The following is a 26,454-nucleotide window of genomic DNA, read 5'->3' on the forward strand; positions in this document are numbered from 1 at the left end:
TGGCTATACACGCATCCTGATTATAAAGCAGAATTATCTTCATCTACCCAAGCCATGAGCAACGAACGTACAAACAAAAGCTCGCCATCCGTATGAATACTTCGTCCGTACTGCTCCTCCAGCAATTCAATATTATTATATTTACCTAAGGCAATCTGCACTAACTGCAAAGCGACGTAGAAAGTAGGATCAAGAATTCTATAGGCATCATTGCGAGACTCGCGATTGTCCAACCAAGCACGTAATAATATATCGGCTTCAGTATAATCCCGTTTAGCCAAGGCCCCCATTAACGCCAACATTTGCGCAAACTCTGTAGGTAGCTGCTCGCACTCAATCCATATTGGATTAATCAATACCCCTTCTTGCTGGTCAACTGGCAGATGGGCCAATGTATTCTGCAACAGCTGCAGAGCAGCGATAATAGCCGCAGATTCCTGTGCCGCAGTCCATGGTTTAGGACAGCGGCCAAGTTCACGCAAACCCGCTGCTATCCTTGTGGTATCCACCCTAATCTCCTGCAAACCCTTTGTAGAGTCTGGACGCAATGACTCAGCTATTTTGCTGGCATTTGCAACAGATAAATAGCGCGTAAAGAGGTGTGTATCCGTTACTTTTTCAAGTGAGATTTTTGGCTCAACAATACCTAATACCTCCAATAAAGGAAGATCAATTGTAGGCAACCCCATAATAGCCCTGGCAGCAGAGCCTTTATATCGAGTCTTTGGTGCATTGATGCTTAACAAAGGGAAATAATCACTGTTTGCGCGATTAGGATACAAACGCGATAGGGTTTCCAAAAGCTTCTTATCTGCAACCCTACGAAAAGTAATTTGCTCTACATTTGAAATTCCGGCTTTTGCAAGATCATCCCGTATTTTTTCTGAAAATAATCTTGAAAAATCAGGCTTTGTCAGTTGGCGAGCAGGACTAGCTACAATTATCAAATCAGCATTATTCGCAAGATACGCATGATAATCAGCGAATGCAGGCGTAAGCGCAGCAAGCACTGAACCGACCAGTTTTTCATCAATTTCATACAATTGTAACCATTGAACAAAAAGTCCATCTTCATTCAATAACTTAGGAACATGTTGATAAAACTCTTTAGAAAATAAGCTACCTACGCCACTAATCCAAGGATTAGAGGGCTCAGAGATAATCAAATCGTATTTCTGTTGCTGACTGGAGAAATAACTTTTAGCATCATCAATTATAATGTGGGATCTGGGATCCTTATAGGCTCGCTCCACCCTTTCACCAAAAAAGCGGGCGCCATCTACCATAGAACTCTCAATTTCAACAGTATCTACCCGCTTAACACGAGAATCACCTAAAACAGCATGTGTACTTAAACCAGAACCAAAACCTATAATTCCCACACGAGATGGAGTATCTTGATAGCCCAATGGGATGGCAGGCAGCAATACCATTGTTGGCTCATCTTGGCTAATCAATGCCTTCTCTGAAAAACGAATGGCAGCATCAATTTTACCGTTTGTAGCAATTCTAATATTCCCATTTACAGCATCGACAATGGTAGCAACACTTGCGGTCTTTCCGTCACGATAATAAATCACCTTATCTTGCTCATGCCGCAACTCAGTTAACCCTGTCCGATAAACACCAGAACTTAACTTCATAGGATCAAATGGAACATTTGTCATTGCCAATATTGTGGCAAAAAAGATAATCGCAGCAGCCACACCAGTTCCAATGAAATCTCGTTGAGTATAAGTATTGAGTCTCAACAGAATAACACCAACTAACATATCGACAACGGCTGCCAATATAAGTGCGAGCTTTAATCCTAATACCGGAATTAAAAAGTGAATCGTTGCAAAAACGCCGAGAATAGCTCCCAAGGTATTCCATGCATATACGCGCCCAATAGATGGCTCACCCTGACCATTTCTTAACAAAGCAACAGTAAAAAGTGGCAAAGTGGTTCCAGCGAAGAAGGCAGCAGGCATCATAATTAAAATGGCGATTAATGCTGTACCCAAATTATATAATTGATAACCGCCATCCGTACGCGATAAGGACTCCATCAAGAAGCCAACCCAACTAAAGGCATTAGCATAGAAAAACAGAGACACAAGAGCTGCCAACCCCATCAATACTTGCAGCCACCCTACAAGACGCATAGGATCGCCAGTAGTGTCAGCTCGACGCCTCACCCAAAACCCACCAAATGCAATACCTGCTATAAAAGCAGCCAGCATCAACTCAAATGCATGCAATGTACTCCCTACAGCCAGGCTCAGCATACGAATCCAAATAATTTCGTAAGCAAAAGATGCTGCACCTGAAAAAAAAGTGGCGATCAAGACAACTTTTAACAAACGACGACGTTCTTCAGACAACTGTCGTCCTTCCGTCGAATTAGAAATTGGTACCGCATGCCTTGCCTGCTCATTACCGCGACTCAACACCCATGCCAGAGCAGCCACAACTAAATTCAGCACCCCAGCGGTCAGGATAGCGCCGTGTAACCCCAGATTGGGTAAAAAAATGAAAGCAACCGCCAGCACGCCCAGGGCTGCACCAATACTATTCGTAAAATAAAGCCCTCCCAATATACTGCCGTCATTTCCAGAAAAGCGTCGGATAATTCCACCACTCATTAAAGGAAAGGTCATACCCAATAAAATCGTTTGCGGCAGAATCAATAAAGTTGCCAGCAGCCATTTATAGATCCCCACCAATCCCGGTGCTTCCAGTACAGGAATCAGCTTGTTGTAACTGAAATCAACAATACCAACAAAAACCCAATGAAAGACCAGAGCCAACACACCAATAATCGCTTCAATAATGGCATAACTGCGAATCAGGTTACGCCACTCTTGACCTACCCGAGCAATCAATGCTGCACCTAAAGCCATCCCGCCCATAAAGATAGCCAGAACTAGCGCCTGTGCGTAAGCAGCATGCCCCAGAAATAATCCCAGATAATGCGACCAAATAGACTGGTAAATTAACCCGGCAAAACCGGACAAGACAAACACACTTAACAATAACTTCAAGCGAGGAGGGATTGCAGACACAGACGAGCCCTTTTTAAGATAAATCGTTATTTAAAGACACAATCTCTTTGTAAACACAGAGAAGGCAATTTTCTACAAGGCCCCAAAAGCCACCAATACTGTCATAAAGGCCATGGCGTTAAATCAACAATAGCAACTACCTCAGGCACATCTTGCCTTAACAAGGCAACCATGGATTTCTCTCTGGTACCAATAGGTAACCATGCATCAGCAGCAGGCCATTCGGCTAATATAGCTTCCAACTGTTGCTCATTATTATATTTTTTCAGATCATCCAGTGGCTTGGCCTCTTGCCGAATCTTATCAGCTCTATTCAGTAACGGCACATAAAGCTCTGGACGCAAGTGCATCCCCACACCAGCAAATGCTGTCTCTAAAACCAATTGATTGTAAGTTGCCAGATCCTCTGGTGGTAATACGGAAACCCATCGCGGCCCCCACCAGGAAGCCCTACGATATTCTGCGGCAGCTTGGTTTAAATTACGTTGATCAATCTCGCGAACACGCACAATATCAAATCGATCACTATTAAATACTACCCATACAGGCCGCCCTTCAGCCACAACCAAAAGACCATACACAAAAGCAATCAATTGAAAAAATACAATGACTATATAGTCAAAAAGCAAACCCTTTTTTCCACGCCGGGCAATTAATAAGGTAATCAAAGGACCCAGTACAACATCAACGAACAACACAACCAAAAAAATATCAGCCACACCTGTTATATGATCATAAGGAGCAGGATACCAAACACCAAACACCAGCAACATAGCCAATACGGCTAATATTGCTGAACCACACAAATGGATCAAAAACGCTTTTAATCGATAACGAATGGCCATTTTCGCCTACAAACTGCTCTTTTTTTTAAAAACGCGGACGATAAGATGATTCTACTGTCCCACCATCTATACTGTAAGCCACAGTACCTGAAGCATTCATTTTTGCACGCACTACAACGGTTTTTGCAGCAAGGTCTGCAGGCACTTGCAGCACCTTGGCTCCACAACTCACATGCTGTGTGGCACCATTAGCATAGAAAATTGCCGTAATTAGGCCATCCACACCATCGAGAGTATAGGTAACTTGCTCAATCCGCCCCAAACACGTTGTTGCCTCAGTTCCATCAATTCCCGTCCCCATGTCCGCATAGTCTGCGGGCATACGTTTATTTTTGGCAGAGAACTCAGATATAGCCAACTGTAAAGGTCGAATAGCAGTCAAAATTTCTGATGTACTTACACTGCGCACACTGTAGGTTTGATATTGCGGCACAGCAACTGCTGCCAAAATGCCAATAATAGCGATTACAATCATTAATTCAATTAATGTAAACCCTCTATCATTTCTCATTTATCCCCTCCTCCAAATCCATTTATAGCTGGTGGTGTTTATATCACCCAGATTTTTTGGAAAAAAAAAGCCCTGTAAAAACAGGGCTTTTCACATTAGCTTCTATTAATCCAGTTTAGGCAAATATTTGTCATCAACGGTAGACACTGTGGAGTTAATAACAAACTTGACTGCACCACTGGGACTAACAACTCCATCCACAACTACAGTTTTTGAATCCAGATCCGCCGGAACAGTCAACTTGGCACCGCCACAAGCTGCATCTTGAGTATCACCATTCGCGTAAAATGTGGCAGTGATTCTACCATCAGTACCTGATTTGGTGTATCCAACAGTTTTAACACGACCAAGGCAACTTTTTTCCTCTGATCCATCGAATTGAGCACCTAACGTATTCGCATCCGCTGGCGCTTCACGATTCATTACAGCATATTCACTGATAGCCAGCTGCAACGGGCGAATAGCGGAGGTTACTTCAGAGGTACTGGTGGTACGCACTGTATAAAGTTGATATTGCGGAATAGCAACCGCAGCCAAGATACCGATAATTGCAATCACAATCATCAATTCAATAAGGGTAAAACCTTTTTGCATAGTCTTTTTCATAAACTATCTCCGGTATGGATTTTCAGTTGTATACGGGCAAAGCGCCCAAGGTTGATTCCTCGACTTAAGTCTAGGCAAGCGTTATGCCATTCGTTGAGTTCCATATTCCAGATTCATCTTTTTGTGATAAGCGTAACAATACAACACAAAACCTTATGAAAATAAGGGTAACACATGCCGTTGCAGTCAAGGCTACTGCTTATTATCCAGCACTCATACCGGGCTCACACTCACAAAACAGGGCAAGGCATGACACTTTTTGTCACCCACAAGCTAAGCTCACCTGATCTCGATAACAACCATTGCCTGCAACACTAGGTTCAGGTGCAGAATATCGAATAGCCAATTGCCCCAGATGGTGCTTTAATTAAAGTCCACATAACTTAAGGTTTAGCGAATAACTCTTTGATTTAAGGGCACTCTTGCATGAACACCCCGGTATCCTCCCTCAGCGGTTTAGCAAGGCGCTTGGTTTCCGATAACCTGCTTGATCCTGATCTTGCCGGTAAAGCGATCATCCAAGCCAAGAAAGATAAGGTTCCTTTTGTTCACCATCTAGTGAGCAATGGCATTCTGGATGCCCGGATAATTGCAAGAGTAGCCGCGGAAGAGTTTGGGACACCGGTATTTGATTTAGGGGCACTCAATAAAGACACCATCCCACAAAAGCTGGTTGATGAAAAACTTATACGTAAACACCAAACCTTGCCTTTATCCCGGCGAGGCAACCGATTGTTTCTGGCAGTTGCCGACCCTACAGACCTGCATGCACTGGACGAAATCAAATTCAATACCGGTATCAACACCGAGGCCGTTCTGGTTGAGGCCGATAAGCTCAAAAGTACTATTGAAAAATACCTAAGTTCCCAGGAAGAACCCCTGAGCCTGGGTGATGGTTTGGACTCTGACCTGGAAGATTTGGATGTTGAGACCATCGACACCAACGCATCCACCGGGGATGAATCTACCGAAGCCGATGAAGCCCCTATCGTTAAATACATTAATAAGGTACTACTGGATGCCATCAAGGGTGGCTCTTCGGATATTCACTTTGAACCCTACGAGAAGAGTTATCGGGTTCGCTTCCGTACCGATGGTGTACTCCACGAGGTATCACGCCCACCTGTAAACCTGGCAACACGGATGGCCGCACGCCTGAAGGTCATGTCGCAAATGGACATTTCCGAGCGTCGGGTGCCACAGGACGGACGCATTAAGCTGAAAGTATCGAAAACCCGGGCTATCGATTTCCGGGTTAACACCCTGCCGACCCTGTTTGGGGAAAAGATTGTACTGCGTATCCTCGACCCCAGTTCTGCCAAACTGGGCATTGATGCACTGGGCTATGAGGATAATCAGAAGAAACTGTACCTGGATGCCCTCGCCCAATCGCAAGGTATGATCCTGGTTACCGGCCCGACCGGTAGTGGTAAAACGGTATCCCTTTACACGGGTCTCAACATCCTGAACACTGCGGAGGTCAATATCTCCACTGCTGAGGACCCGGTAGAAATCAACCTGGAGGGTATTAACCAGGTACAGATGAATACCCGGGTGGGACTGACCTTTGCCGAAGCCCTGCGCTCCTTCCTGCGCCAGGACCCGGATGTAATCATGGTGGGTGAGATCCGTGACCTGGAAACCGCAGAAATCGCCATTAAAGCCTCCCAGACCGGTCACCTTGTCCTCTCCACACTCCATACCAACTCTGCCCCCGAAACCCTGACCCGCCTGCTTAACATGGGCGTACCGGCCTTTAACGTGGCTACCTCCGTCAGCCTGATTATTGCCCAACGCCTGGCACGGCGCCTGTGCCCGACATGCCGCAAACCCGCTACCGATATCCCCGAAGAGATCTTGAAGCAAGAGGGATTTGACGACATAGGGATACCAAGAGCAGAATTCCAGCTTTTCCATCCCGTGGGTTGTGACAAGTGTAACGGCGGCTATAAAGGCCGGGTGGGGGTTTATGAAGTGGTTCGCATCACCCCGGAGATTGCCAATCTTATAATGGAGGGCGGCAACTCGTTGCAAATCGCCCGTGTCGCCAAAGAAGCCGGCTTTAATAATTTAAGAGTCTCAGCCCTGCGCAAAGTCGCGATGGGACTAACCAGCCTCGAAGAGGCCAATCGCGTAACCAAGGATTAACCCCCTATGGCAACAGTATCAGCAACCAAAACCGCCAGTACTGCTAAAAACAAAACTGCAGCAGTAAAAGTAAAGGCCAAACCAAGCCAAACAACCAATACATATATCTATAAGGGTGTTGATAGAAAAGGAAGTAAAATCCAAGGAGAGATTAATGGCACAAGCCCAGCGATCGTCAAAGCCTTACTTATCAAACAAGGAATAAATGTTAAAAGTGTTAGCAAGAAATCCAAACCTTTGTTTGGGACTTCGGGTAAAGCAATCAAGCCAGCCGATATTGCTGTTTTTTCACGACAAATGGCAACAATGATGAAAGCTGGTGTCCCTTTAGTGCAAGCATTCGACATTGTTGCTGATGGCTTAGAAAATCCCAACATGAAAAGCCTTGTACTCGAGATTCGAGATGATGTAGCAGCAGGTGGTGGCTTTGCAGCTTCATTGCGTAAGCATCCCAGATACTTCGATGACCTCTTTTGCAACCTGGTAGATGCTGGTGAGCAATCTGGTGCATTGGAGACGATGCTAGATCGTATTGCTACCTATAAAGAAAAGACTGAAGCATTGAAGGCCAAAATCAAAAAGGCAATGACCTATCCAATAGCCGTAATTGTTGTGGCTATTGTTGTCACGGGGATCCTGCTCGTAAAAGTAGTTCCACAATTTGCAGCAACCTTTGCCAGTTTTGGCGCTGACTTGCCAGCTTTTACACTATTTGTGTTACACCTGTCTGATCTTGCTCAGCAATGGTGGTTCTTAGGCATGATTGGTATTGGAGGTTCCTTTTATCTCTTTAAAGAGGCAAAACTTCGCTCCAAGAAGTTCGCTTATTTAGTGGATCGCTATGTTCTAAAACTGCCAATTATTGGCAAAATTGTCTATTTATCCATCATGGCTCGATTTGCAAGAACGTTGTCCACTACATTTGCTGCAGGCGTTCCCCTAATTGACGCACTGACCTCAGTTGCAGGTGCTGCGGGAAATCGCATTTACAGTGATGCGATTTTAAAGGTACGAGAAGATGTATCTACCGGTATCCAACTGAATGCTGCATTACGCTCTGGGAATCTCTTCCCTACCTTACTAGTGCAAATGTCTGCCATTGGTGAAGAATCCGGTGCTCTGGATGAAATGTTGGATAAAGTAGCCATCTATTATGAGGGAGAAGTAGATAATATGGTGGATAACCTGACCTCTCTTCTGGAACCCATGATTATATCTGTACTAGGGATTCTCGTAGGTGGACTGATGGTAGCTATGTATTTGCCCATTTTCCAAATTGGTGCTGTTATATAAGGATCAAGCAGATCTTGCTTCAAAACACTCAAGCCTTGACTGGTATTCAAAGCATGCCACTGTTTGATGTACTTGCTTTATATCCATCATTTACCTTTATATCTGCCTTGATTTTAGGGTTATTGGTAGGCAGTTTTTTAAATGTCGTTATCTATCGACTTCCCAAAATGATGGAGGCCGAATGGAGAGAGCAATGTCAACAATTGATATATGAAGCAGACCACTTGGTTGTCACCGAATCAGAACAAGCAAATATTTCACTTGATTCTACTTCTATAGCCAAAAAAGAAACATTCAATCTGTGTGCGCCTCGCTCATCTTGTCCTCATTGCGGACACAATATCACTGCGTTGGAAAACATCCCGATCATCAGTTATGTATTTTTAGGGGGTAAATGTTCCGCCTGCAAAAATACAATCTCCCTGCGCTATCCCTCGGTTGAGCTTGTAACTGGCGTACTTTCTGCGCTAGCCATCGCGTTTTTCGGGGCAACCTGGGCAGGTTTGGCTGCATTGGTGCTTACCTGGGCACTGATCGCGTTGACCATGATTGATCTGGATACCTATCTGCTGCCTGATGACATTACCTTACCCTTGCTCTGGTTAGGGCTTATCGTAAACAGTTTTGGATTGTTTACTGATCTGGCCAGTGCTTTTTGGGGAGCGGTAGCGGGATACCTGACCCTCTGGTCTGTTTATCAGTTGTTTAAGTTGTTAACCGGTAAGGAGGGTATGGGTTATGGCGATTTCAAGTTGCTGGCCGCATTGGGCGCATGGATGGGCTGGCAAATGCTGCCGCAAATCATCTTACTGTCTTCCCTGGTAGGTGCGGTGATTGGTATTACGTTGATCATTGTGAGAGGGCGCGACCGGAATATTCCTATCCCTTTTGGCCCTTATCTGGCGATTGCGGGCTGGATTGCTTTTCTCTGGGGCGATAGGATTAACGCGACCTATCTCAAGATTTTTGTTCCTTCCTGAGGGCTGTGGTTATGCCCGTTTCCCTGATTATTGGTTTAACTGGTGGTATTGGCAGCGGCAAGTCCGAGGTGAGTCGACGCTTTGAAGCCCTGGGTGTCCCCGTTATTGATGCCGATCAGATTGCCCGGCTAGTGGTTGAACCTGGCACAGAAGCCTTGGCGTCCATCCAGCATCACTTTGGCGACGATATACTCCTGCCTGATGGCACACTGGATCGCGCCCGCTTACGCCATCGGATATTCACCCATCCCGATGAGAAAACCTGGCTCGAACAATTGCTGCATCCGTTGATTAATCAACGTATAAGGGATGAACTGCAGCAGGCAACAGCCACCTATGTCATGTTGTCGTCCCCCCTGCTGCTGGAAACCCAACAGCATTTGCTGGTCGACCGCATTTTGGTGGTTGATACCAGCGAAATGCTCCAGATTGAGCGCGCATCAAAACGGGATGCCAGCCAGGAAACCCAAATACGTGCGATTATGGCAACACAGCTGTCCCGGGCCGAACGCTGCAGCAGGGCAACAGACATCATCCAAAACCATGGTGACCTTGTCGACCTTGATGAGCAGGTCACCAAATTGCATCAACTTTATCTGGAGCTGGCGGACGGCTCACAACCTTCCTGATGACACACAACACCATGATTAACCAAACACAAAATGCGCAGGGTGCCTTAACACTGAAATGCCCCAGCTGCCAGAAAATCGTTTTCTGGAACGATGATTATCCATTTCGCCCCTTTTGCAGCGATCGTTGCAGGCTCATTGATTTGGGCGAATGGGCCAGTGAAAACCATCGGATTGCCGGAGAACCAGCAAAGCCATTTTCTGACTTTGATGAAAATTAAACCGGAATTATCGCTTACTCCCCGGCTGCTTTTTGCATTTGCTCCAATTGACGCCTGAGTGTGACCAAAGCGTTACTAGCGCGCGATAAATGCGCGGCCATCACCAATGAATGATTGGCCACCAAACCAAAACCACTACCGTTAAGTACAACGGGACTGTATAGCGGAGCCTGGCTGGCCTCCAATTCATGAATAGCATCATCCAGGGCTGATCCTGCCTTGGTATCTGTTAAAACTGCAGCGAAATCCACCTCAATCGCGCGCAGCAAATAAACCATCGCCCAAGCCGAACCGCGCGCTTCATAAAAGACATTGTCAATTTTTAACCAGGGTGTCCTTAGAGCTATACCTTTTTCATCAATACCCTCACCTGCAACACTGGCACTTAGGCGTTGGCTCAGGCGGCCGAGTCGCGTTTCAAGCCGGGCAAGCCACACATCCAAACTGGCAGCATCCGTTTTAAAAGCCACCTGATTGGCACTTGCATCGTATAAACGATGCAAGTACGCACGCAGATAACCCACCCCCTCCCGGTACTGGGATTCAGTTGATGGTATTAACCAGGAGTCATGGGAGAACTGGAAACGTGATTCTGCTTTTTGCAAGTCGGGATCCTCGCTACCCGATGGCCGCAATGCCAGATGTTCACGCATTACCCTGCAGGTATCGCGCACCTGTACAACAACGCCATATTCCCAGTTAGGCATATCGTCCAGCCATATCCCAGGTGGGGTGAGGTCGTTATAGAGATAACCGCCCGGTTTCTTCCACAAGCTCTGGGCGATATAGATAAGGCTGGCAGTAGTCGCTGCACCAAGAGGTGTGATATCCAAAGGAGGAGACACTATTTCAGATTGCCGCAAAACGTCAGCTTGCACTTGGGGCAGGGAAACCAGTGGTGGGCGAAAGCTCCAATAAAAGCCAGTGACCAGGACAACCACCAAATAGGTAGCAATTACCAACCAGACAAGTCGCCAACGCAACCCCGTGTGCTCCAGCTCATCCTGAACCTCATCCACCTCATCGCGCACACGATGTACACCGGAATTCCACCATTGCTTGAGTCGAGCAATTCGCATAAGCCCTCCGCGCCGACAGGCCCATGATAGTGGACCTAGTGATGAGGCCGGTCGAAGGCGCTCCTCGCGATAGCCGTAACCTCGATACGGGTTTTGTCGCTAAACCCCAGTTCCAAGTGTAGCTTGTCACCCGTTTGCAGGGAGGTTTTAAGCCCCTGCAATAACAAATAGGCACCGTCCGCGTTAAGCTCAACCAGGGTTTTAGCAGGCAAGGGCAGCGACTCCAGCACCTGCACAGGCTTGCCGGAACCAGCAACCTGACGAATAACAATGCGCTCGGCATAAGCAGAATGGGCGCTGACCAATGCAATGTTCTTATCGCCGGTATTTTGCAAACGAACAAACACCTGGGGCTCCTGCACGCCCGGCAAAGGCACGATAACCCTGGCATCGTAGGCCTTTACCGACGATAGGACAGGTAGCTGCATACTGGAAGCAACCTCCGTAGCAACACAGGCATGGGCCAAAAGAAAAGTGAAAAAACCAACCCAACATCCACATAATTTCATACGCAGGTTATTCCCTACTATAAGGTCCTAATCAGGTTATTGTGCATGCGGCACCAGCTTAACCCGGGGTGGATTGCCAATCTGGATATCGCCACGCACCAGATACCCCGGAACAGCAGCACGCAATTGCTGGTAAATCCAGCGCCCCTCTACATCATTACGCGCGACAATCATCGCCAGGCCGTCAGTCGCTTTAAGCTTTTGCGCAATCTCGTTTAAACGCGCCAGTATCCGCGGATCTTCCTTACCTAACAGCGACGCCTCCAACAAATATTCGTCGGGATTGCCGCGATAGGGAGTTGGCGGTGGAGCGGATTTAATCTGTTCCCGGAGCCCTTCACTGACCTCTTTAATGAGCAGGTTGTCCGGATCGACAATACGGGCATTATTCAACATGGTTGTCGCCCGCTCATATTGACCGCGTGCCGCTGCCTGGCGAGCCAGATCCACATAGCGCAATACTATGCCCTGGATACCGCCCTTGGCACGCTGGTTATTCGGGTCCAGCTTGAGTACCGCCCTGAAATAATCAAAGGCATTATCATTGGCAGGGGTCAATAGTTGATCCTGGGAAAGCGTGTATTCACCATTGAGCAGCAACATACGGATCGCGTGTTCCTGCTGGGTTTCCATACGTTTGGCAGGTACCGCAGGCTGCACGGGTTCGGGAATTGGTTCAGGCTGTTTGAGGAACGGCCATTGGCAACCGCCAAGGAAAACAGCCAACAAAGACAATAACAATAAACAACGAGTGGAACTCAACATAAATCAGACGGTCTCCGGCCTGAAGAGAACAGGTGCACATCCCGGGAAGGGTTTACGAAAAATAACCAATAGCTAGGCTAGAATACTGCAGCTCGGCGACGCTTATACTACTGGAATACAGCCTTGGGGATATAGCCTATCCAACCTGAACAACAGCTGTGCACCTGCGACAATAATGTAATTTTCGATTACCTGATCCTGCCACTACGACCAAGGCCAGACTGCGAATGACACCAATTGCCACCACATCAGAATCCTGCTCCTCCAAATCTGCATACAACTCCACGTGTCGGCGCTGGATTTATAGCCTGGCAATACTCTGGCTGGCCACCTGTGCCTGTCTGGTGCAAGCGCAGGATTTATTGGCCCCCAAAAGCAGTCCCCTGGGCAGCAATCTGCTCACCCAACAGGATGAATTCCTTCCCGTCGATGAGGCCTTTGTTCCCAGTTACCGGATAGCACAAGGAAAATTGCTACTGCACTGGGATATCGCCGATACCTACTATTTATACGAAGAGCGATTCAAATTTCGCTCTCCCGATGGCGTCTCCCTAACGCCTGTTTATACGCCCGGAAAGATGAAATATGACGAGCTGTTCGAGCGTGAAACCATGGTGCACTATTACCAGGTTACTGCGGCATTTGACCTGGGCACACAGCGGGAACGTTTCACGCTGAATCTCGAATACCAAGGATGTGCCGATGCAGGGCTTTGTTATCCCCCCCAAAAACGTCGCCTCGCCATAGACCCGGTAGCCCAGACCGCTTCGCTCGATAACTCAACACCTGTGCAGGCTTCACCGATAACCTCTCCCCCCGCAGCCGACACCTCCACACCCACCGCAGCATCCGGCTGGCTATTACAGGCGATACTTTTTGCCATTCTGGGCGGCGCTATCCTGAACCTTATGCCCTGTGTATTCCCCGTGCTGTCCATCAAGGTTATGAGCCTGGCGGCCGCTGACCGGCGCCGCCTGGGATTACACGGCTGGATATATACCCTGGGCATTGTGCTTTGCTTTGTGGCTTTCGCCATCGCACTGCTAGTCGCACGCACAGGCGGCGAAGCCATAGGCTGGGGATTCCAGCTGCAGTCGCCGGGGCTGATCGCCGCCCTCACTTACCTGTTCTTTGTGATGGGTTTGAGTATGTCCGGCCTGGTTCACTTTGGCTCGGGCTTAATGGGTGCAGGCCAAAACCTGACCCAAAAATCCGGGCTGAGCGGTTCCTTTTTTACCGGCGTGCTGGCCGCAGTCGTCGCCAGCCCTTGTACCGCGCCTTTTATGGGTGCCGCACTGGGCTTTGCCCTGACACAGCCGGCTTACGTTTGTATTGCGATCTTCGCTGCCCTGGGTTTTGGGATGGCACTCCCCTTACTGCTCCTGTGTTACATGCCGGTACTGGCGCAAAAACTCCCGCGCCCGGGCGCCTGGATGGATAACCTCAAGCAATTCCTGGCTTTTCCACTGTACCTCAGTGCTATCTGGTTGCTGTGGGTCTATGGCAGGCAAACCGGTACTACCGCCATGGCGGCGCTGTGTGCCGGTGCCCTGGCTATTGCGTTTGCCTGCTGGCTGTACGGCCGCCATGCACAAGGCCTGACCCAGATGCTGCGCCGTGTCGCGATTGTACTGTCGCTGGCTACCGCGCTGTGGCTGCCTTATAAGGAGTTGCATCCTTCCGCAGCGCAAGCCGGGGATCATTGGCAGGCTTACAGCCCCGAACTTTTACAATCCCTGCGCGACCAGGGTCGCCCGGTATTCGTGAACCTGACTGCGGACTGGTGCCTGACCTGCCTGGCAAATGAGCGGGTCACACTGGATACCGACACCGTCAAAACCCTGTTTGCAGAGCATCAGGTTGCCGCACTTAAAGGGGATTGGACCAATACCGACCCACAGATCACACAGCTATTGCAAGAATATGGCCGCAGTGGCGTGCCTTTATACCTCTGGTTCCCTGCAGATCGGCCGGGGAAAGCGGATGTTTTGCCACAATTACTCACCAAAGATCATCTTATTCAGGCAGTCACACACGCCAACTAACCACATATTGGCGACGTTTAAAGAAAATGGAAGATTTTAACTGTAAAGTTTGTCAACTTCCTGCATCTTGCTGTTAACGGCAAGCAAGATGCAGGGATCATCTGCCAAAACGGCTATTTGCAACCGCGTTTTTAGATAATCTGCAACTAACTTCTGCAATCGTGCAGCGATTTTCACCTATCTGAACAAAAATATACGCCTATCATGGACAGCGCCGTTTTTTTACGGCAAACTCCCCGCACTTTGCAGTTAATCAACCGCAAGACGCGTGGCTAGACACGGAATATCTGACAATACATCACAATATCCCAGCAGGATCTCCGCTAATGGCAACCATCTTGGTACTTCATGGCCCCAACCTGAATTTACTCGGACTGCGCGAGCCCGGTATCTATGGCGCTACCACACTGGCGGATATCAACCAGACCCTGAGCGAAATGGCCACCAAGGCAGGCCACCACCTGCAATACCTGCAAAGCAATGCCGAATACGAATTAATTGATCGCATCCACGATGCGCGCAAAGAAGGTGTGGACTTTATTATCATCAATCCCGCCGCTTTCACCCACACCAGTGTCGCCTTGCGCGATGCTCTGTTGGGTGTCGATATCCCGTTTATCGAAGTACATCTATCCAATGTCCACAAACGTGAAGCCTTCCGCCACCACTCCTTTTTTTCCGATGTGGCGCAAGGTGTGATTTGTGGTTTTGGCGCAACCAGCTACGAGCTGGCCTTGCAAGCCGCATTCAAAATACTTGGTACACCCGTTTAGCCCCCTTAACAAACACAACAATATTTGTTGCAGAGAGGACCCTATGGATATTCGCAAAATTAAAAAACTGATTGAGCTGTTGGAGGAGTCCAACATCGGCGAACTGGAGATTAAAGAAGGTGAAGAATCCGTGCGCATTGCACGCAACAGTGGCACCACCCAATACTTCACCTCGGCTGCACCTGCCTTTGCTGCCCCTGCTGCACCGGCACCACTAGCGGCTGCACCCGCCGCTGCAGCACCTGTCGCCGCCCCGGTCGCTGCTGCACCAGCCACTTCCGGCCACGTAGTTAAATCGCCCATGGTAGGTACTTTCTACCGCTCACCCAGCCCCGGCTCACCTGCCTTTGCGGAAGTGGGTAAAACCGTAAAAGTTGGCGATGTGATTTGTATCATCGAAGCCATGAAAATGATGAACCAAATCGAAGCCGACAAAGCTGGTGTTATCGAAGCCTTCCTGGTAGAAGACGGCAACCCCGTTGAATTCGACCAACCTCTGGTCACTATTGTTTAAGACGCCCGGTTTAAGACACCTGTTTGTTTAAACACGACCCCGACAGAGGATTCGGTCTATGTTTGAAAAAGTTCTGATCGCCAACCGCGGCGAAATCGCGTTGCGCGTACTGCGCGCCTGCAAGGAGCTGGGCATCAAAACCGTTGCCGTGCACTCGCAGATCGACCGCGATTTAAAGCATGTGCGCCTGGCGGATGAATCGGTCTGTATTGGCCCCAACCCCTCGCCCAAAAGCTACCTGAATATTCCGGCCATTATTGCCGCCATGGAAATTACCGACTCGCAAGCGGTACACCCCGGCTATGGCTTCCTGGCAGAGAACGCCGACTTTGCCGAACGCGTGCAAAAAAGCGGTTTCACGTTTATCGGCCCGGACCCGGATGTTATCCGCATGATGGGCGACAAGGTAGAGGCGATCAAGGCGATGAAAAAAGCCGGGGTCCCTACCGTACCCGGCTCCGACGGCCCATTGCCGGAAGATCCGGAAGAGTGCCTGAAAATCGCCAAGCGCATCGGCTACCCGGTGATCATTAAAGCCGCTGCCGGCGGTGGCGGTCGCGGTATGCGTGTAGTGCATACCGAAGCTGCACTGATCAACTCCATTCACGTAACCCAGGGCGAAGCCAAGGCTGCCTTTGGCGATGGCACGGTATACATGGAAAAATTCCTGCAGAACCCGCGCCATGTGGAAGTGCAGGTTTTATCCGACGGCCAGGGCAACGCCATTCACTTGGGCGATCGCGACTGTTCCCTGCAGCGCCGCCACCAAAAAGTATTGGAAGAGGCACCTGCCCCGGGGATTCCCCAGGAAGTGCGCGAAGCCACCTACGCTTCTTGTGTAAAGGCCTGTATTGATATTGGCTACAAGGGTGCAGGTACTTTTGAGTTTTTATACGAAGACGGCCGTTTCTACTTTATCGAAATGAACACCCGTATCCAGGTAGAGCACCCGGTATCGGAAATGGTTACCGGTATAGACCTGATCAAAGAGCAGATCCGTGTTTGCTCCGGCTTGCCACTGTCGATCAAACAATCTGACGTGGTGATCCACGGCCACTCCTTTGAGTGCCGCATCAATGCCGAAGACCCGAAAACCTTTATGCCCTGCCCCGGCCTGGTGAAAAGCTTCCACGCACCCGGCGGCCTGGGGGTACGTGTGGATTCCCACCTGTACAATGGCTACACAGTGCCGCCCAACTACGATTCCATGATCGCCAAGATCATCACCTACGGTGATACTCGCGAGATCGCCTTGAATCGTATGCGCAACGCACTGGACGAAACCATTGTGGATGGCATTCGCACCAATATTCCGCTGCAACAAATGCTGGTACGCGATGAAGCCTTCCGCAAGGGCGGCGTTAACATCCATTACCTCGAGAAAAAACTCGCTGAGTAATTTGCTGTGTTACACAAGCGCCCCGGTGTTGCAAAACATCGGGGCGTTTTTATTGTTAATTCCGGAGAACTGATCATGCCCTGGCTACAACTGAAAGTGATTGCCCCGCGCCGCTACGTCGAATCCATCGAAAACGCTTTGCTAGCCGCTGGCGCCGCCTCAGTTACCCTGCAAGACAATGCCGACCAGCCCATTTTCGAACCCGGCCTGGGTGAGACGCCGCTGTGGGATAACGTCAAAATTACCGGGCTTTTTGATGCAGAAATCGATACCGCCAAGGCTATCGCCCTGGCCGAGCGCCGCTTTGGCAACCCGCTGCCACAACACCAATGGGAACAGCTTGAAGACAAGGATTGGGAGCGGGAATGGATGAGCAACTACCATGCAATCCGCTGTGGCGAACGCCTGTGGATCTGCCCCAGTTGGCAGGAGCCACCCGAACCCGACAAGATCAACCTGATGCTCGACCCCGGCCTCGCCTTTGGCACAGGTACCCATCCCACCACCTTTTTGTGCATGCAGTGGATCGACCAGCAAGATTTCACCGATCTTGAGGTTATTGATTACGGGTGCGGCTCAGGCATCCTCGGGATTGCCGCCTTGTTATTGGGCGCCCGCAAAGTGGTCGGGGTAGACATAGACCCCCAGGCCCTGCTGGCAACCACCGAAAATGCCAAACGCAACCAACTGCCCGCTGATGCCATGCCCGTCTATTTGCCGCCGCATTGTCCCGCGACGCAAGTTGATGTGATGCTCGCCAATATCCTCGCCGGCCCATTAGCCGAACTGGCGCCAACCCTAAGCAACATGACCAAACCGGGAGGCAAACTCTGCTTATCGGGTATATTGTCCGTGCAGGCACAGAGTGTGATGGATGCCTACGCCCCCTGGTTTGATTTTGATCCGGTAGCCACACACGAGGAATGGGTTCGCCTGACCGCAATCAAAGCACGCGCCTGACATTCCCCGGCACAATGCCCCGACAGGAAATAGAGTGCGTTAGTTGGCAATGTTGACGGACAAATTAACACTCCAGGGACACGAGAATTTACCGCCGCTTTGCATAAAGTTACACTGATACTCTTTGAAAATGATGCCTGCGAAAGCACGCACGAGATACAACCCGATGACAACCGGCGTTACAGAGAAGGATAAGAGCAGATGACAACCGCCAGCGCCACCATGGTAACCCGCTGCCCCAAATGCGGTACTGCATTTCGCATTACCAATACCCAGCTGCAATCGGCCAAGGGAGCAGTGCGCTGCGGTTCCTGCTTGCATGTTTTCAAAGCCCAGGACTACCTGGTCAAAACCGGCAAACCGGCAACTCCACCGGCATCGTCGACATCCGCCAGCCAACCTGCCCCCAAACCCGTCCGGGCTCCCGACAATGCTCCCGGAAAGCAGCCAGCTCCCGCAGCGGCGATACCGTCACCGGCAACCAGAACGGCGAGCCCTGCACGAGCAGTGACCAAACCGGCAAGTGCTGCACCGGAAAGCAAACCAGCGGCCAAACAAGTCAATCAACCCCTTATCCGTAAGCCTTCACCGGACTCCGTAGATGACATCCTCATCAGCGACGATATGGATGAGAGAAGCAGCAATGCCAAAAGCTACGAGTTTGACAGCTTTATGGACATAGAGCTCAAACCACCGACCAGCCTATCCCTCTTTGATCGCAGCCTGCGCGAAGAAAAAGAAGAAATCAAAGACACTGCCGATGAGTCCTGGGCAGAGCAACTGATCGACGAAGAGGAAGAACACGAACAGCTGGTAAAAGTAGTGCCCAGGAATCCGGGTGATACAAAGCCGGAACAGCGAGAGGAGGACGAGGTTGCCGCTGCCGAGGCCTTTTTCCAGGAAGCCGACAAAACCCCATCTGACACGCGCAATAAGGGCCTGGTTTTTAGCCTGATCAGCGACAGCCATGAAGCCACCCCCGCAGCAAGTACTCCTCCAGCCCGAGCAGAGGATGATGAACTGCCTATCAGCGATGAACTCGCCCGCTATCCCAACGCGGGCGAAAAACCGGCAGCCCACACACTGGAATCGGCAATAGACCACTCACTCTTCGAAACACCGGACGAACAATCCTCCGAGGCCAGGCGCCAGGTCAAGACCGACCCCAAAATACGCGCCTATGATGGTTCACGCGCTGCACTGCTCATGAATATCATGCCGGCCCCTATTGAGTTCACTGCCAAACGCATGCGGCGTTGGTACCAGAGTAAACTCTGGCCAACCCTGAGTGTTTTAGCGCTTATTACCCTGGTAATCCAGATCGGCTGGCTAAAATTCGACTACTTCAGTCGCGTGGAGCCCTACCGTACCGCCTACCTTTACTTGTGTCCGGTCATAGGTTGCACCTTGCCCACACTGGTAGACACCCAGCAGATACGCGCTTTCAACCTGGTGGTGCGCGCGCACCCGGAAATCCAGAATGCCCTGCTGGTCGATGCCATCATCCTCAACAAGGCGCCCTTCGAGCAACCATTCCCCGACCTGGTTCTGGCCTTCACCGACATTAACGAAAAACCCGTTGCATCGCGTCGCTTCACACCCAGTGAATACCTGGGGGGAGAACTGGCAGGGCGCGACCTGATGCCTCCGGAACAGCCTGTCCACCTGACTCTGGACCTGGTTGACCCCGGCCCCGATGCCGTGAATTACCACGCATATATCCCCTAATCCGCAATGCGCCATGGGTAACGATAAAAAGCCGGCAGCTACCGGCTTTTTATCTACCAGCTCCCTCCCTGCAGCAGAAAAACCCTGTATAAATCGCCGAAAACATACAAAACTCAACTTAAGATCTAGACTTAGGGTTATTTTCCGGCAACACCGCGATGGTGCCATGACGCAACCCGCCCCCATACAGGGCCTCACACTAACAAGGTTCTGGCTGGCAAGATTTTAGTTGGCAAGGTTTATGACGAAAGTGCGACTGCCTAATTCCACCAGTCTCCCCAAAGCTTTATGGCTGTTATTGTGGGTGTTGGCTGTATTTGCCCAACCTGCCAACACCACCTCACCCACAGGAACAACCGCCCCTCCACTTCCCACCCAGGTCGCTTACAAACAAGCTGAACTGGTTTCCAGCGATCGCTACCTGTTTGAAGTGGAGGTCATGATCCTGGCGCTGGAGAAAACCCTTGAAGATGACGGCCCCTACGAGCTGCAACCCATACACCCGATGAATCGTGCCCGCAATCTCCTGGCGCTGAGCCAGGACACCTACCCGAACCTGGTCATGCTGCTGAGTTACGAAGACAGCCTGCTGGACGACGGCAACCTCATCTATATCCCGATCCCGCTTGATCGCGGTATTTTCAGTTATCGGCTCTGCTTTATGCGCGATGAAATCAAACCCCGTATGCAAGGCATCAAAACCCTCAAGCAACTCAAAGGGTTCCACTTTGGCAGCGGTGTCGGCTGGGCAGACACGAAAATCCTGCGCCATAACGGCCTGACCACTCTAGAGGCTGACACCCTGCTCAGCCTGTTCCGCATGACCAAGGCCGGCCGTATTGATCTGTTTTGCCGTGGTGTTGGCGAGTATTACAGCGAACTCACACAACAGGGCCAAACCATCGATTTAAGTGCAGACGACGAGATTGCACTCTACTACCCGCTCCCCAAATTCCTGTTTGCCCACAAGAACAGCAAAGCCCTCATGGATCGTATCCAGCGCGGGCTTAAACGGGCACTGGACGATGGCAGTTTCGACCAGCTCTGGAAGCATGAACACGAGCAACATCTGCAACAAGCCCACCTCAAGACACGTCGACTGATCATTCTGGAGAACCCGCTTATCAGGAAACTGCCACCGGATTACCAGCGCTACGACATCAACCCCATGGAAAACCCGCCATAAAGCGGCGCTCATGCCGTATTTGACGCCAGAAAACAAGCCCTTCGTATTAAAAAACCCGCTTTTTATCGCTCAAAAAAACACCATTTTTTGTGTTTTTTTCGTTCCCATCCCCCCCCTAAACGGGTATGATGGCGACCCTTTTACGCAGGCACCCGGCTATTGATATTGCCCTTTTTTCAACACAGGGGGCAGGCGGATTTGAACTCCGCATCAGCCGCAACCAAGATACCCAACTCCGTGTTCACTATCGGTCCTTATTGCATCGACAGTCAGGTCATTCTCGCGCCCATGGCGGGTGTGACCGATCGCCCCTTTCGGCAGTTGTGCCGGGAACTGGGCGCTGGAATGGTAGTCTCGGAAATGCTGACGGCAGACTCGACACTCTGGAGCAGCCGCAAAAGCAGCCTGCGCATGGATCACACCGGTGAGGCAGAACCCATTGCAGTACAAATTGCCGGGGGTGATCCGGAAATGCTGGCTGAAGCGGCTCGCCTCAACGCCGCCAACGGCGCCCAGATTATTGACATCAATATGGGCTGCCCAGCCAAAAAGGTGTGTAAAAAGGCAGCGGGTTCCGCCCTGTTACAGGATGAACCCCTGGTTGCATCCATTCTGGAAGCAGTTGTCAAGGCAGTGGATGTGCCTGTAACACTCAAGTTTCGTACCGGTTGGAGCAGCGAAGTGCGCAATGCCCTGCGTATTGCACGCATTGCCGAAGACAGCGGTATACAGGCGCTGGCGTTACATGGGCGCACCCGCGCTGATGGTTTTGCCGGTAGCGCTGAATACGACACGATTGCCAGTGTGGTCCAGGCCGTGAAGATTCCCGTCTTCGCCAACGGCGACATAGCGTCGCCCGAAAAAGCCAAAGCCGTATTGCAACACACAGGGGCAGCAGCGGTCATGATTGGTCGTGCCGCACAGGGGCGCCCCTGGATTTTCCGGGAAATTGAACACTATCTCCGTACCGGTGAGCAGTTACCCGAACCGCCCCTGACCCAGGTCAGGGATATTTTATCGACCCATCTGCGTGAGCTGTATGCGTTTTACGGCGAAGTCATGGGCCCGCGTATCGCCCGCAAGCATGTGGGTTGGTACCTGCAAACCGTCCCGGACAGCGAGAGTTTTCGCAAAGCCTTTAACGCCATAGAGCACGCAGAAGTACAACAAACCAGCGTTCAACATTTTTTTGAACAGCTGCTTATGAAAGAGGAAAAAGCCGCATGAACACCGCAACTTTCTTTGCTGACGCCACCCCGGCCCAGGCCGCCGCTCCCACCCAGACTCAAGCTCAATCGCTGCGCGGCTGCGTTGAGCAAGCCGTAGACAACTACTTCAAGCATCTGGATGGCCAGGACGTCAGCAATGTGTACGAAATGGTATTGGCAGAAGTCGAAGCGCCGATGCTTGAAATCGTGCTGAAGTACACTCGCCACAACCAAACCCGCGCTGCCCAGGTGTTGGGTCTTAACCGCGGTACCCTGCGCAAGAAATTGAAACAATACGGCCTGCTCTAATCGCTGCAGTACCGCACTAAAAGGGGTGAGCCAAGAGCCACCCCTTTTGCTTTTGCACCGTTTTGTTTTCATTGAACCCTCCATCGATCCCAGGAATTGCTTATGTCCATCACTGCCGATCTTGTTGCTGTCAAACGCGCGCTTATCAGCGTGTCCGATAAAACCGGTATCGTCGAATTTGCCCAGGCCCTGCACGCCCAGGGAGTAGAAATCCTCTCTACCGGTGGCACCTTCAAATTGCTCACCGACAACAAGATTCCCGCTATTGAAGTATCTGACTACACCGGCTTCCCGGAGATGATGGATGGCCGCGTTAAAACCCTGCACCCGAAAGTGCACGGCGGTATTTTGGGACGTCGCGGTATTGATGAAGGCGTGATGGCACAACACGGCATCAATGCGATTGATATGGTGGTTGTAAACCTGTATCCGTTTGAGAAAACCGTAGCCAAGCCCGACTGTTCCCTGGAAGACGCAGTAGAAAATATCGATATCGGCGGCCCCACCATGGTCCGCGCCGCTGCCAAAAACCATGCCCACGTGAATATTGTGGTCAACGCATCCGACTACACCCGCATTCTCGCCGAGCTGGCCGCCAATCATGGTGCCACCACCTACAAAACCCGTTTCGACCTGGCGATCAAGGCCTACGAACACACCGCTGTTTACGATGGCGCCATTGCCAATTATTTCGGGCGTTTGGTGGAAGGTGGCAACGCCGATTTTCCGCGCACGTTCAATGCGCAATTCCAGCAGGTACAAACCCTGCGCTACGGTGAAAACGCCCATCAGAAAAGTGCGTTCTACATCGAGAAAAATCCGGCGCCCGGCACTATTGCCACCGCCAAACAACTGCAAGGCAAAGAGCTGTCCTACAACAACATTGCCGACACAGATGCGGCGTTGGAAACCGTTAAACTGTTTGATGCACCTACCTGTGTGATCGTCAAACACGCTAACCCTTGTGGTGTCGCCAGTGGTGATAACCTGTTAGCAGCCTATCAACGCGCTTTCGATACAGATCCGGAGTCTGCTTTTGGTGGCATTATTGCGTTCAACCGCGAACTGGATGTTGCCACTGCCAGTGCGATTGTGGAAAAGCAATTTGTGGAAGTCATTATTGCCCCAAGCGTCGCTGCCGGTGTGAGCGAAGTGGTTGCTGCCAAGAAAAATGTGCGCCTGCTGGTGTGCGGTCAATGGGGTGCAGCCCCTAACGATTTCGACTACAAACGTGTTGCGGGCGGCCTGCTGGTGCAGGATCGCGACAATGGCATCATCACCGCCAGCGATTTGAAAGTTGTCACCAAAAAAGTACCGACCGAAGCGCAAATGCGCGATTTATTATTCACCTGGAAAGTCGCCAAGATGGTGAAATCCAATGCCATTGTGTACGGCAAAGACAACGCCACCATCGGTGTGGGTGCGGGCCAGATGAGCCGGGTAAACTCCGCGCGTATCGCAGCAATTAAAGCCGAACACGCCGGTTTGCAGGTGGCAGGTTCCGTTATGGCATCCGATGCCTTCTTCCCCTTCCGCGACGGTATCGACAACGCCGCGAAAGTGGGTATTGCCGCGGTGATCCAGCCCGGGGGTTCCCTGCGCGATGAAGAAGTCATTGCCGCCGCCGATGAACACGGCATGGCCATGGTGTTTACCGGTATGCGTCACTTCCGTCATTGATTTTGCAGGTTGGGCAGCCCTGCCCAACCTGCGTCAGCAACACAACAAAGATATCGCCTTATGAATATTTTAATTATTGGCAGCGGCGGCCGCGAGCATGCCCTGGCCTGGAAAGCGGCGCAGAGTGCGCAGGTCGACAAAGTATTTGTTGCACCCGGCAATGCCGGCACAGCACTGGAACCAAGGTTGGAAAACGTCGCGATCGACGTGTTGGACTTTGCAGCCCTGGCCAACTTTGCCGAACAAAATCATGTTGGTCTTACCATTGTCGGCCCGGAAGTGCCTTTGGTCGCCGGTGTGGTGGATTATTTCCAGGCGCGCCATTTATTGTGCTTCGGCCCAAGCAAAGGCGCTGCACAACTTGAAGGCTCCAAAGCCTTTACCAAAGATTTCCTCGCACGCCATAAAATTCCAACAGCGGATTATCAAAACTTTGTGGAAGTAGAACCCGCCCTCGCCTACCTGCGTGAAAAAGGTGCCCCCATTGTGGTGAAAGCCGATGGCCTGGCGGCGGGTAAAGGCGTGATTGTGGCCGAAACCCTTGAACAGGCTGAAGCGGCTGTGCGCGATATGCTCTCCGGCAATGCCTTTGGCGATGCCGGTTGCCGTGTGGTTATCGAAGAATTCCTCAGCGGTGAGGAAGCCAGCTTTATTGTGATGGTGGATGGCAACAATGTATTGCCCATGGCGACCAGCCAGGATCACAAACGCGTTGGCGATGGCGATACCGGCCCCAATACCGGCGGCATGGGCGCTTATTCACCGGCACCGGTTGTTACCGCCGCCGTTCACGAGCGCATTATGCGCGAGGTGATTTATCCCACGGTACAAGGCATGGCGGCAGAAGGTAATACCTATGTGGGGTTTCTGTACGCGGGCCTGATGATCGATGCTTCAGGTGCACCCAAGGTTATCGAATACAACTGTCGCTTTGGCGATCCGGAAACCCAGCCCATCATGCTGCGTTTGCAATCGGATCTGGTAGCACTTTGCCTCGCCGCCCTCAAGGGTGACCTGGGCAACACCACCGCTGACTGGGATTCGCGCGCTTCTGTAGGTGTAGTCCTCGCTGCCGGTGGTTATCCCGATGCCTATGCCAAAGGCGACATCATTTCCGGTTTGCCGACGGTCGACCTGGCCGGTGAAAAGGTTTTCCATGCGGGTACTGCACTAAAAGACGGACAAACGGTCACAAACGGTGGTCGTGTCCTTTGTGCAACAGCGCTGGGAAATACCGTTTCCGAAGCCCAGCAGCGCGCCTATACACTGGCCCAACAGATCAGCTGGAAAGATATGTTCTACCGCAAGGACATTGCCTACCGCGCCATAGCACGCGAACAGCAGTAATAAGGTTCGATAACAGGGTGAGCTGTTGAACCTCACCTTGTTATCAAGCTGAAACAAGCCCCAGGCAAACTGATGTTATTGTATGAACCGCAACCCTTTTTCGTCAGTTATGAATGCAAGACTCCGCTTACCGATACTCACAGTGCTCACTGCACTTACCCTTCTCCTGCTCAGTGGTTGCGCACATCGCCAGTTCAGTGATGACAACTGGCCAAGCAATATGCCGCCGCGCGCGTACTTCGTAAAAACCTACGAAGCCGATGAGGCCAACAGAGCTATTCAAAGTGAACAGGAATATTTGACCTGGATTCTGCGCTTTTACCAGGGCTGGGAGTTATACAAACGCGGCTGGGTAAAAATGACTGATGAATTACTGACGCAGGTCGATGACCCATCCCAGGCTAAGGAAGTAAAGTATAAAGTGGAGCGTATTGGTCGCCTGGTTTCCGGAGAGTGGGCCAAGAAATCCAACACGCGCACTATTTATTTGCGTCATGTGTCGGTGTGGGGTAATGCCCTACTGGAGTCACTGGATCGCGATGAGGCCTTGCCCCTGATCAATCGCATTAACCAGGATGTGGACGACCTGCTGGCCCATCGCATCAGTAAAGATGTTATCACCGCCGATCGCTACTACCCGCAAGACCCCGACAATCCCTTTCTCTAAAACCA

The 26,454-nt window shown here is 50.8% G+C and carries 24 protein-coding genes and 1 pseudogene; 17 read left to right on the plus strand and 8 right to left on the minus strand.

What is annotated here, in order from left to right; genetic code table 11:
• Nucleotides 1-20 precede the first annotated feature (20 nt).
• From CJA_RS13160 to CJA_RS20030, 5 genes and pseudogenes are all read right to left on the minus strand, one after another.
• Nucleotides 21-3,047, minus strand: a complete 3,027-nt coding sequence (locus tag CJA_RS13160) for a fused MFS/spermidine synthase (protein ID WP_012488320.1) — start codon at nt 3,045-3,047, stop codon at nt 21-23.
• Nucleotides 3,048-3,148: 101 nt separating this feature from the next.
• On the minus strand, nt 3,149-3,892 hold the full coding sequence (gene tfpZ / locus CJA_RS13165; protein ID WP_012488321.1) for a TfpX/TfpZ family type IV pilin accessory protein: 744 nt from the start codon (nt 3,890-3,892) through the stop codon (nt 3,149-3,151).
• A gap of 25 nt (nt 3,893-3,917) precedes the next feature.
• Nucleotides 3,918-4,403: a pilin gene (locus tag CJA_RS19890; protein ID WP_012488322.1), complete on the minus strand. Its 486-nt coding sequence runs from the start codon at nt 4,401-4,403 to the stop codon at nt 3,918-3,920.
• A gap of 105 nt (nt 4,404-4,508) precedes the next feature.
• A complete protein-coding gene (locus CJA_RS20025; RefSeq protein WP_238526867.1) occupies nt 4,509-4,826 on the minus strand; it encodes a pilin in 318 nt (105 codons plus the stop codon).
• A 74-nt stretch (nt 4,827-4,900) separates the two neighbouring features.
• Nucleotides 4,901-5,009, minus strand: a pseudogene (locus CJA_RS20030) (pilin); the annotation flags it as partial.
• Nucleotides 5,010-5,435: 426 nt separating this feature from the next.
• Here CJA_RS20030 and pilB point away from each other — a divergent pair.
• Genes pilB through yacG form a run of 5 tightly spaced genes read left to right on the plus strand, consistent with a single transcriptional unit; the run spans nt 5,436 to nt 10,280 of the window.
• Nucleotides 5,436-7,157 carry a type IV-A pilus assembly ATPase PilB gene (gene pilB, locus CJA_RS13180; RefSeq protein WP_012488324.1) on the plus strand — a complete coding sequence of 574 codons (1,722 nt, stop codon included), beginning with the start codon at nt 5,436-5,438 and terminating at the stop codon, nt 7,155-7,157.
• Between the two features lie 6 nt (nt 7,158-7,163).
• The gene (locus CJA_RS13185; RefSeq protein WP_012488325.1) at nt 7,164-8,450 is read left to right on the plus strand and encodes a type II secretion system F family protein; all 1,287 of its coding nucleotides are present in this window, start codon (nt 7,164-7,166) and stop codon (nt 8,448-8,450) included.
• Nucleotides 8,451-8,503: 53 nt separating this feature from the next.
• Entirely contained in the window at nt 8,504-9,430 is a 927-nt protein-coding gene (locus CJA_RS13190; RefSeq protein ID WP_012488326.1) for a prepilin peptidase, read from the plus strand.
• 11 nt (nt 9,431-9,441) lie between these two features.
• Entirely contained in the window at nt 9,442-10,059 is a 618-nt protein-coding gene (gene coaE / locus CJA_RS13195; protein ID WP_012488327.1) for a dephospho-CoA kinase, read from the plus strand.
• Nucleotides 10,060-10,073: 14 nt separating this feature from the next.
• Nucleotides 10,074-10,280, plus strand: coding sequence for a DNA gyrase inhibitor YacG (yacG, locus tag CJA_RS13200; protein WP_041552406.1), 207 nt, complete (start codon nt 10,074-10,076; stop codon nt 10,278-10,280).
• 14 nt (nt 10,281-10,294) lie between these two features.
• On the opposite strand, the gene CJA_RS13205 is transcribed toward yacG, so the two are convergent.
• The 3 genes from CJA_RS13205 to CJA_RS13215 all read right to left on the minus strand — a co-directional run bounded on the left by CJA_RS13205 (nt 10,295) and on the right by CJA_RS13215 (nt 12,633).
• Entirely contained in the window at nt 10,295-11,359 is a 1,065-nt protein-coding gene (locus tag CJA_RS13205) for a DUF2333 family protein (protein ID WP_012488329.1), read from the minus strand.
• 35 nt (nt 11,360-11,394) lie between these two features.
• A complete protein-coding gene (locus tag CJA_RS13210; protein ID WP_041551529.1) occupies nt 11,395-11,787 on the minus strand; it encodes a copper chaperone PCu(A)C in 393 nt (130 codons plus the stop codon).
• 117 nt (nt 11,788-11,904) lie between these two features.
• Complete coding sequence (locus CJA_RS13215; RefSeq protein ID WP_012488331.1) at nt 11,905-12,633, minus strand: tetratricopeptide repeat protein; 729 nt, start codon at nt 12,631-12,633, stop codon at nt 11,905-11,907.
• Nucleotides 12,634-12,860: 227 nt separating this feature from the next.
• Here CJA_RS13215 and CJA_RS13220 point away from each other — a divergent pair, with 227 nt between their 5' ends.
• From CJA_RS13220 to CJA_RS13275, 12 genes are all read left to right on the plus strand, one after another.
• Nucleotides 12,861-14,678: a protein-disulfide reductase DsbD family protein gene (locus tag CJA_RS13220; RefSeq protein WP_012488332.1), complete on the plus strand. Its 1,818-nt coding sequence runs from the start codon at nt 12,861-12,863 to the stop codon at nt 14,676-14,678.
• A gap of 326 nt (nt 14,679-15,004) precedes the next feature.
• On the plus strand, nt 15,005-15,451 hold the full coding sequence (gene aroQ / locus CJA_RS13225) for a type II 3-dehydroquinate dehydratase (protein WP_012488333.1): 447 nt from the start codon (nt 15,005-15,007) through the stop codon (nt 15,449-15,451).
• 43 nt (nt 15,452-15,494) lie between these two features.
• Nucleotides 15,495-15,965 (plus strand): acetyl-CoA carboxylase biotin carboxyl carrier protein, encoded by a 471-nt coding sequence (accB, locus tag CJA_RS13230; RefSeq protein WP_041551531.1) that lies wholly within the window; start codon nt 15,495-15,497, stop codon nt 15,963-15,965.
• Between the two features lie 58 nt (nt 15,966-16,023).
• Nucleotides 16,024-17,364, plus strand: a complete 1,341-nt coding sequence (gene accC, locus CJA_RS13235) for an acetyl-CoA carboxylase biotin carboxylase subunit (RefSeq protein ID WP_012488335.1) — start codon at nt 16,024-16,026, stop codon at nt 17,362-17,364.
• 75 nt (nt 17,365-17,439) lie between these two features.
• The gene (gene prmA / locus CJA_RS13240) at nt 17,440-18,324 is read left to right on the plus strand and encodes a 50S ribosomal protein L11 methyltransferase (RefSeq protein WP_012488336.1); all 885 of its coding nucleotides are present in this window, start codon (nt 17,440-17,442) and stop codon (nt 18,322-18,324) included.
• 201 nt (nt 18,325-18,525) lie between these two features.
• A complete protein-coding gene (locus CJA_RS13245; protein ID WP_012488337.1) occupies nt 18,526-20,052 on the plus strand; it encodes a DUF3426 domain-containing protein in 1,527 nt (508 codons plus the stop codon).
• 241 nt (nt 20,053-20,293) lie between these two features.
• Nucleotides 20,294-21,238 carry a type 2 periplasmic-binding domain-containing protein gene (locus CJA_RS13250; RefSeq protein ID WP_148208875.1) on the plus strand — a complete coding sequence of 315 codons (945 nt, stop codon included), beginning with the start codon at nt 20,294-20,296 and terminating at the stop codon, nt 21,236-21,238.
• Nucleotides 21,239-21,475: 237 nt separating this feature from the next.
• Nucleotides 21,476-22,465, plus strand: a complete 990-nt coding sequence (gene dusB / locus CJA_RS13255) for a tRNA dihydrouridine synthase DusB (RefSeq protein WP_012488339.1) — start codon at nt 21,476-21,478, stop codon at nt 22,463-22,465.
• Complete coding sequence (gene fis / locus CJA_RS13260; RefSeq protein WP_012488340.1) at nt 22,462-22,755, plus strand: DNA-binding transcriptional regulator Fis; 294 nt, start codon at nt 22,462-22,464, stop codon at nt 22,753-22,755. The genes dusB and fis overlap by 4 nt, the downstream gene beginning before the upstream one ends.
• A 102-nt stretch (nt 22,756-22,857) precedes the next feature.
• Nucleotides 22,858-24,435, plus strand: a complete 1,578-nt coding sequence (purH, locus tag CJA_RS13265) for a bifunctional phosphoribosylaminoimidazolecarboxamide formyltransferase/IMP cyclohydrolase (protein ID WP_012488341.1) — start codon at nt 22,858-22,860, stop codon at nt 24,433-24,435.
• 60 nt (nt 24,436-24,495) lie between these two features.
• The gene (gene purD, locus CJA_RS13270) at nt 24,496-25,782 is read left to right on the plus strand and encodes a phosphoribosylamine--glycine ligase (RefSeq protein ID WP_041551532.1); all 1,287 of its coding nucleotides are present in this window, start codon (nt 24,496-24,498) and stop codon (nt 25,780-25,782) included.
• Nucleotides 25,783-25,924: 142 nt separating this feature from the next.
• On the plus strand, nt 25,925-26,449 hold the full coding sequence (locus CJA_RS13275; RefSeq protein WP_238526771.1) for a hypothetical protein: 525 nt from the start codon (nt 25,925-25,927) through the stop codon (nt 26,447-26,449).
• Nucleotides 26,450-26,454: the final 5 nt, after the last annotated feature.

It is taken from the genome of Cellvibrio japonicus Ueda107 (assembly GCF_000019225.1).
GTDB lineage: Bacteria > Pseudomonadota > Gammaproteobacteria > Pseudomonadales > Cellvibrionaceae > Cellvibrio > Cellvibrio japonicus.

What these genes read in the sequence shown, in the direction of transcription:
- CJA_RS13215 (WP_012488331.1), bottom strand. Translation starts at nt 12,633, where the DNA reads ATGTTGAGTTCCACTCGTTGTTTATTGTTATTGTCTTTGTTGGCTGTT.
- pilB (WP_012488324.1), top strand. Translation starts at nt 5,436, where the DNA reads ATGAACACCCCGGTATCCTCCCTCAGCGGTTTAGCAAGGCGCTTGGTT.
- CJA_RS13205 (WP_012488329.1), bottom strand. Translation starts at nt 11,359, where the DNA reads ATGCGAATTGCTCGACTCAAGCAATGGTGGAATTCCGGTGTACATCGT.
- prmA (WP_012488336.1), top strand. Translation starts at nt 17,440, where the DNA reads ATGCCCTGGCTACAACTGAAAGTGATTGCCCCGCGCCGCTACGTCGAA.
- CJA_RS20025 (WP_238526867.1), bottom strand. Translation starts at nt 4,826, where the DNA reads ATGAATCGTGAAGCGCCAGCGGATGCGAATACGTTAGGTGCTCAATTC.
- CJA_RS13245 (WP_012488337.1), top strand. Translation starts at nt 18,526, where the DNA reads ATGACAACCGCCAGCGCCACCATGGTAACCCGCTGCCCCAAATGCGGT.
- CJA_RS13250 (WP_148208875.1), top strand. Translation starts at nt 20,294, where the DNA reads ATGACGAAAGTGCGACTGCCTAATTCCACCAGTCTCCCCAAAGCTTTA.
- CJA_RS13185 (WP_012488325.1), top strand. Translation starts at nt 7,164, where the DNA reads ATGGCAACAGTATCAGCAACCAAAACCGCCAGTACTGCTAAAAACAAA.
- purD (WP_041551532.1), top strand. Translation starts at nt 24,496, where the DNA reads ATGAATATTTTAATTATTGGCAGCGGCGGCCGCGAGCATGCCCTGGCC.
- CJA_RS13190 (WP_012488326.1), top strand. Translation starts at nt 8,504, where the DNA reads ATGCCACTGTTTGATGTACTTGCTTTATATCCATCATTTACCTTTATA.
- purH (WP_012488341.1), top strand. Translation starts at nt 22,858, where the DNA reads ATGTCCATCACTGCCGATCTTGTTGCTGTCAAACGCGCGCTTATCAGC.
- accB (WP_041551531.1), top strand. Translation starts at nt 15,495, where the DNA reads ATGGATATTCGCAAAATTAAAAAACTGATTGAGCTGTTGGAGGAGTCC.
- CJA_RS19890 (WP_012488322.1), bottom strand. Translation starts at nt 4,403, where the DNA reads ATGAGAAATGATAGAGGGTTTACATTAATTGAATTAATGATTGTAATC.
- fis (WP_012488340.1), top strand. Translation starts at nt 22,462, where the DNA reads ATGAACACCGCAACTTTCTTTGCTGACGCCACCCCGGCCCAGGCCGCC.
- CJA_RS13220 (WP_012488332.1), top strand. Translation starts at nt 12,861, where the DNA reads ATGACACCAATTGCCACCACATCAGAATCCTGCTCCTCCAAATCTGCA.
- aroQ (WP_012488333.1), top strand. Translation starts at nt 15,005, where the DNA reads ATGGCAACCATCTTGGTACTTCATGGCCCCAACCTGAATTTACTCGGA.
- accC (WP_012488335.1), top strand. Translation starts at nt 16,024, where the DNA reads ATGTTTGAAAAAGTTCTGATCGCCAACCGCGGCGAAATCGCGTTGCGC.
- yacG (WP_041552406.1), top strand. Translation starts at nt 10,074, where the DNA reads ATGATTAACCAAACACAAAATGCGCAGGGTGCCTTAACACTGAAATGC.
- tfpZ (WP_012488321.1), bottom strand. Translation starts at nt 3,892, where the DNA reads ATGGCCATTCGTTATCGATTAAAAGCGTTTTTGATCCATTTGTGTGGT.
- coaE (WP_012488327.1), top strand. Translation starts at nt 9,442, where the DNA reads ATGCCCGTTTCCCTGATTATTGGTTTAACTGGTGGTATTGGCAGCGGC.
- CJA_RS13210 (WP_041551529.1), bottom strand. Translation starts at nt 11,787, where the DNA reads ATGCAGCTACCTGTCCTATCGTCGGTAAAGGCCTACGATGCCAGGGTT.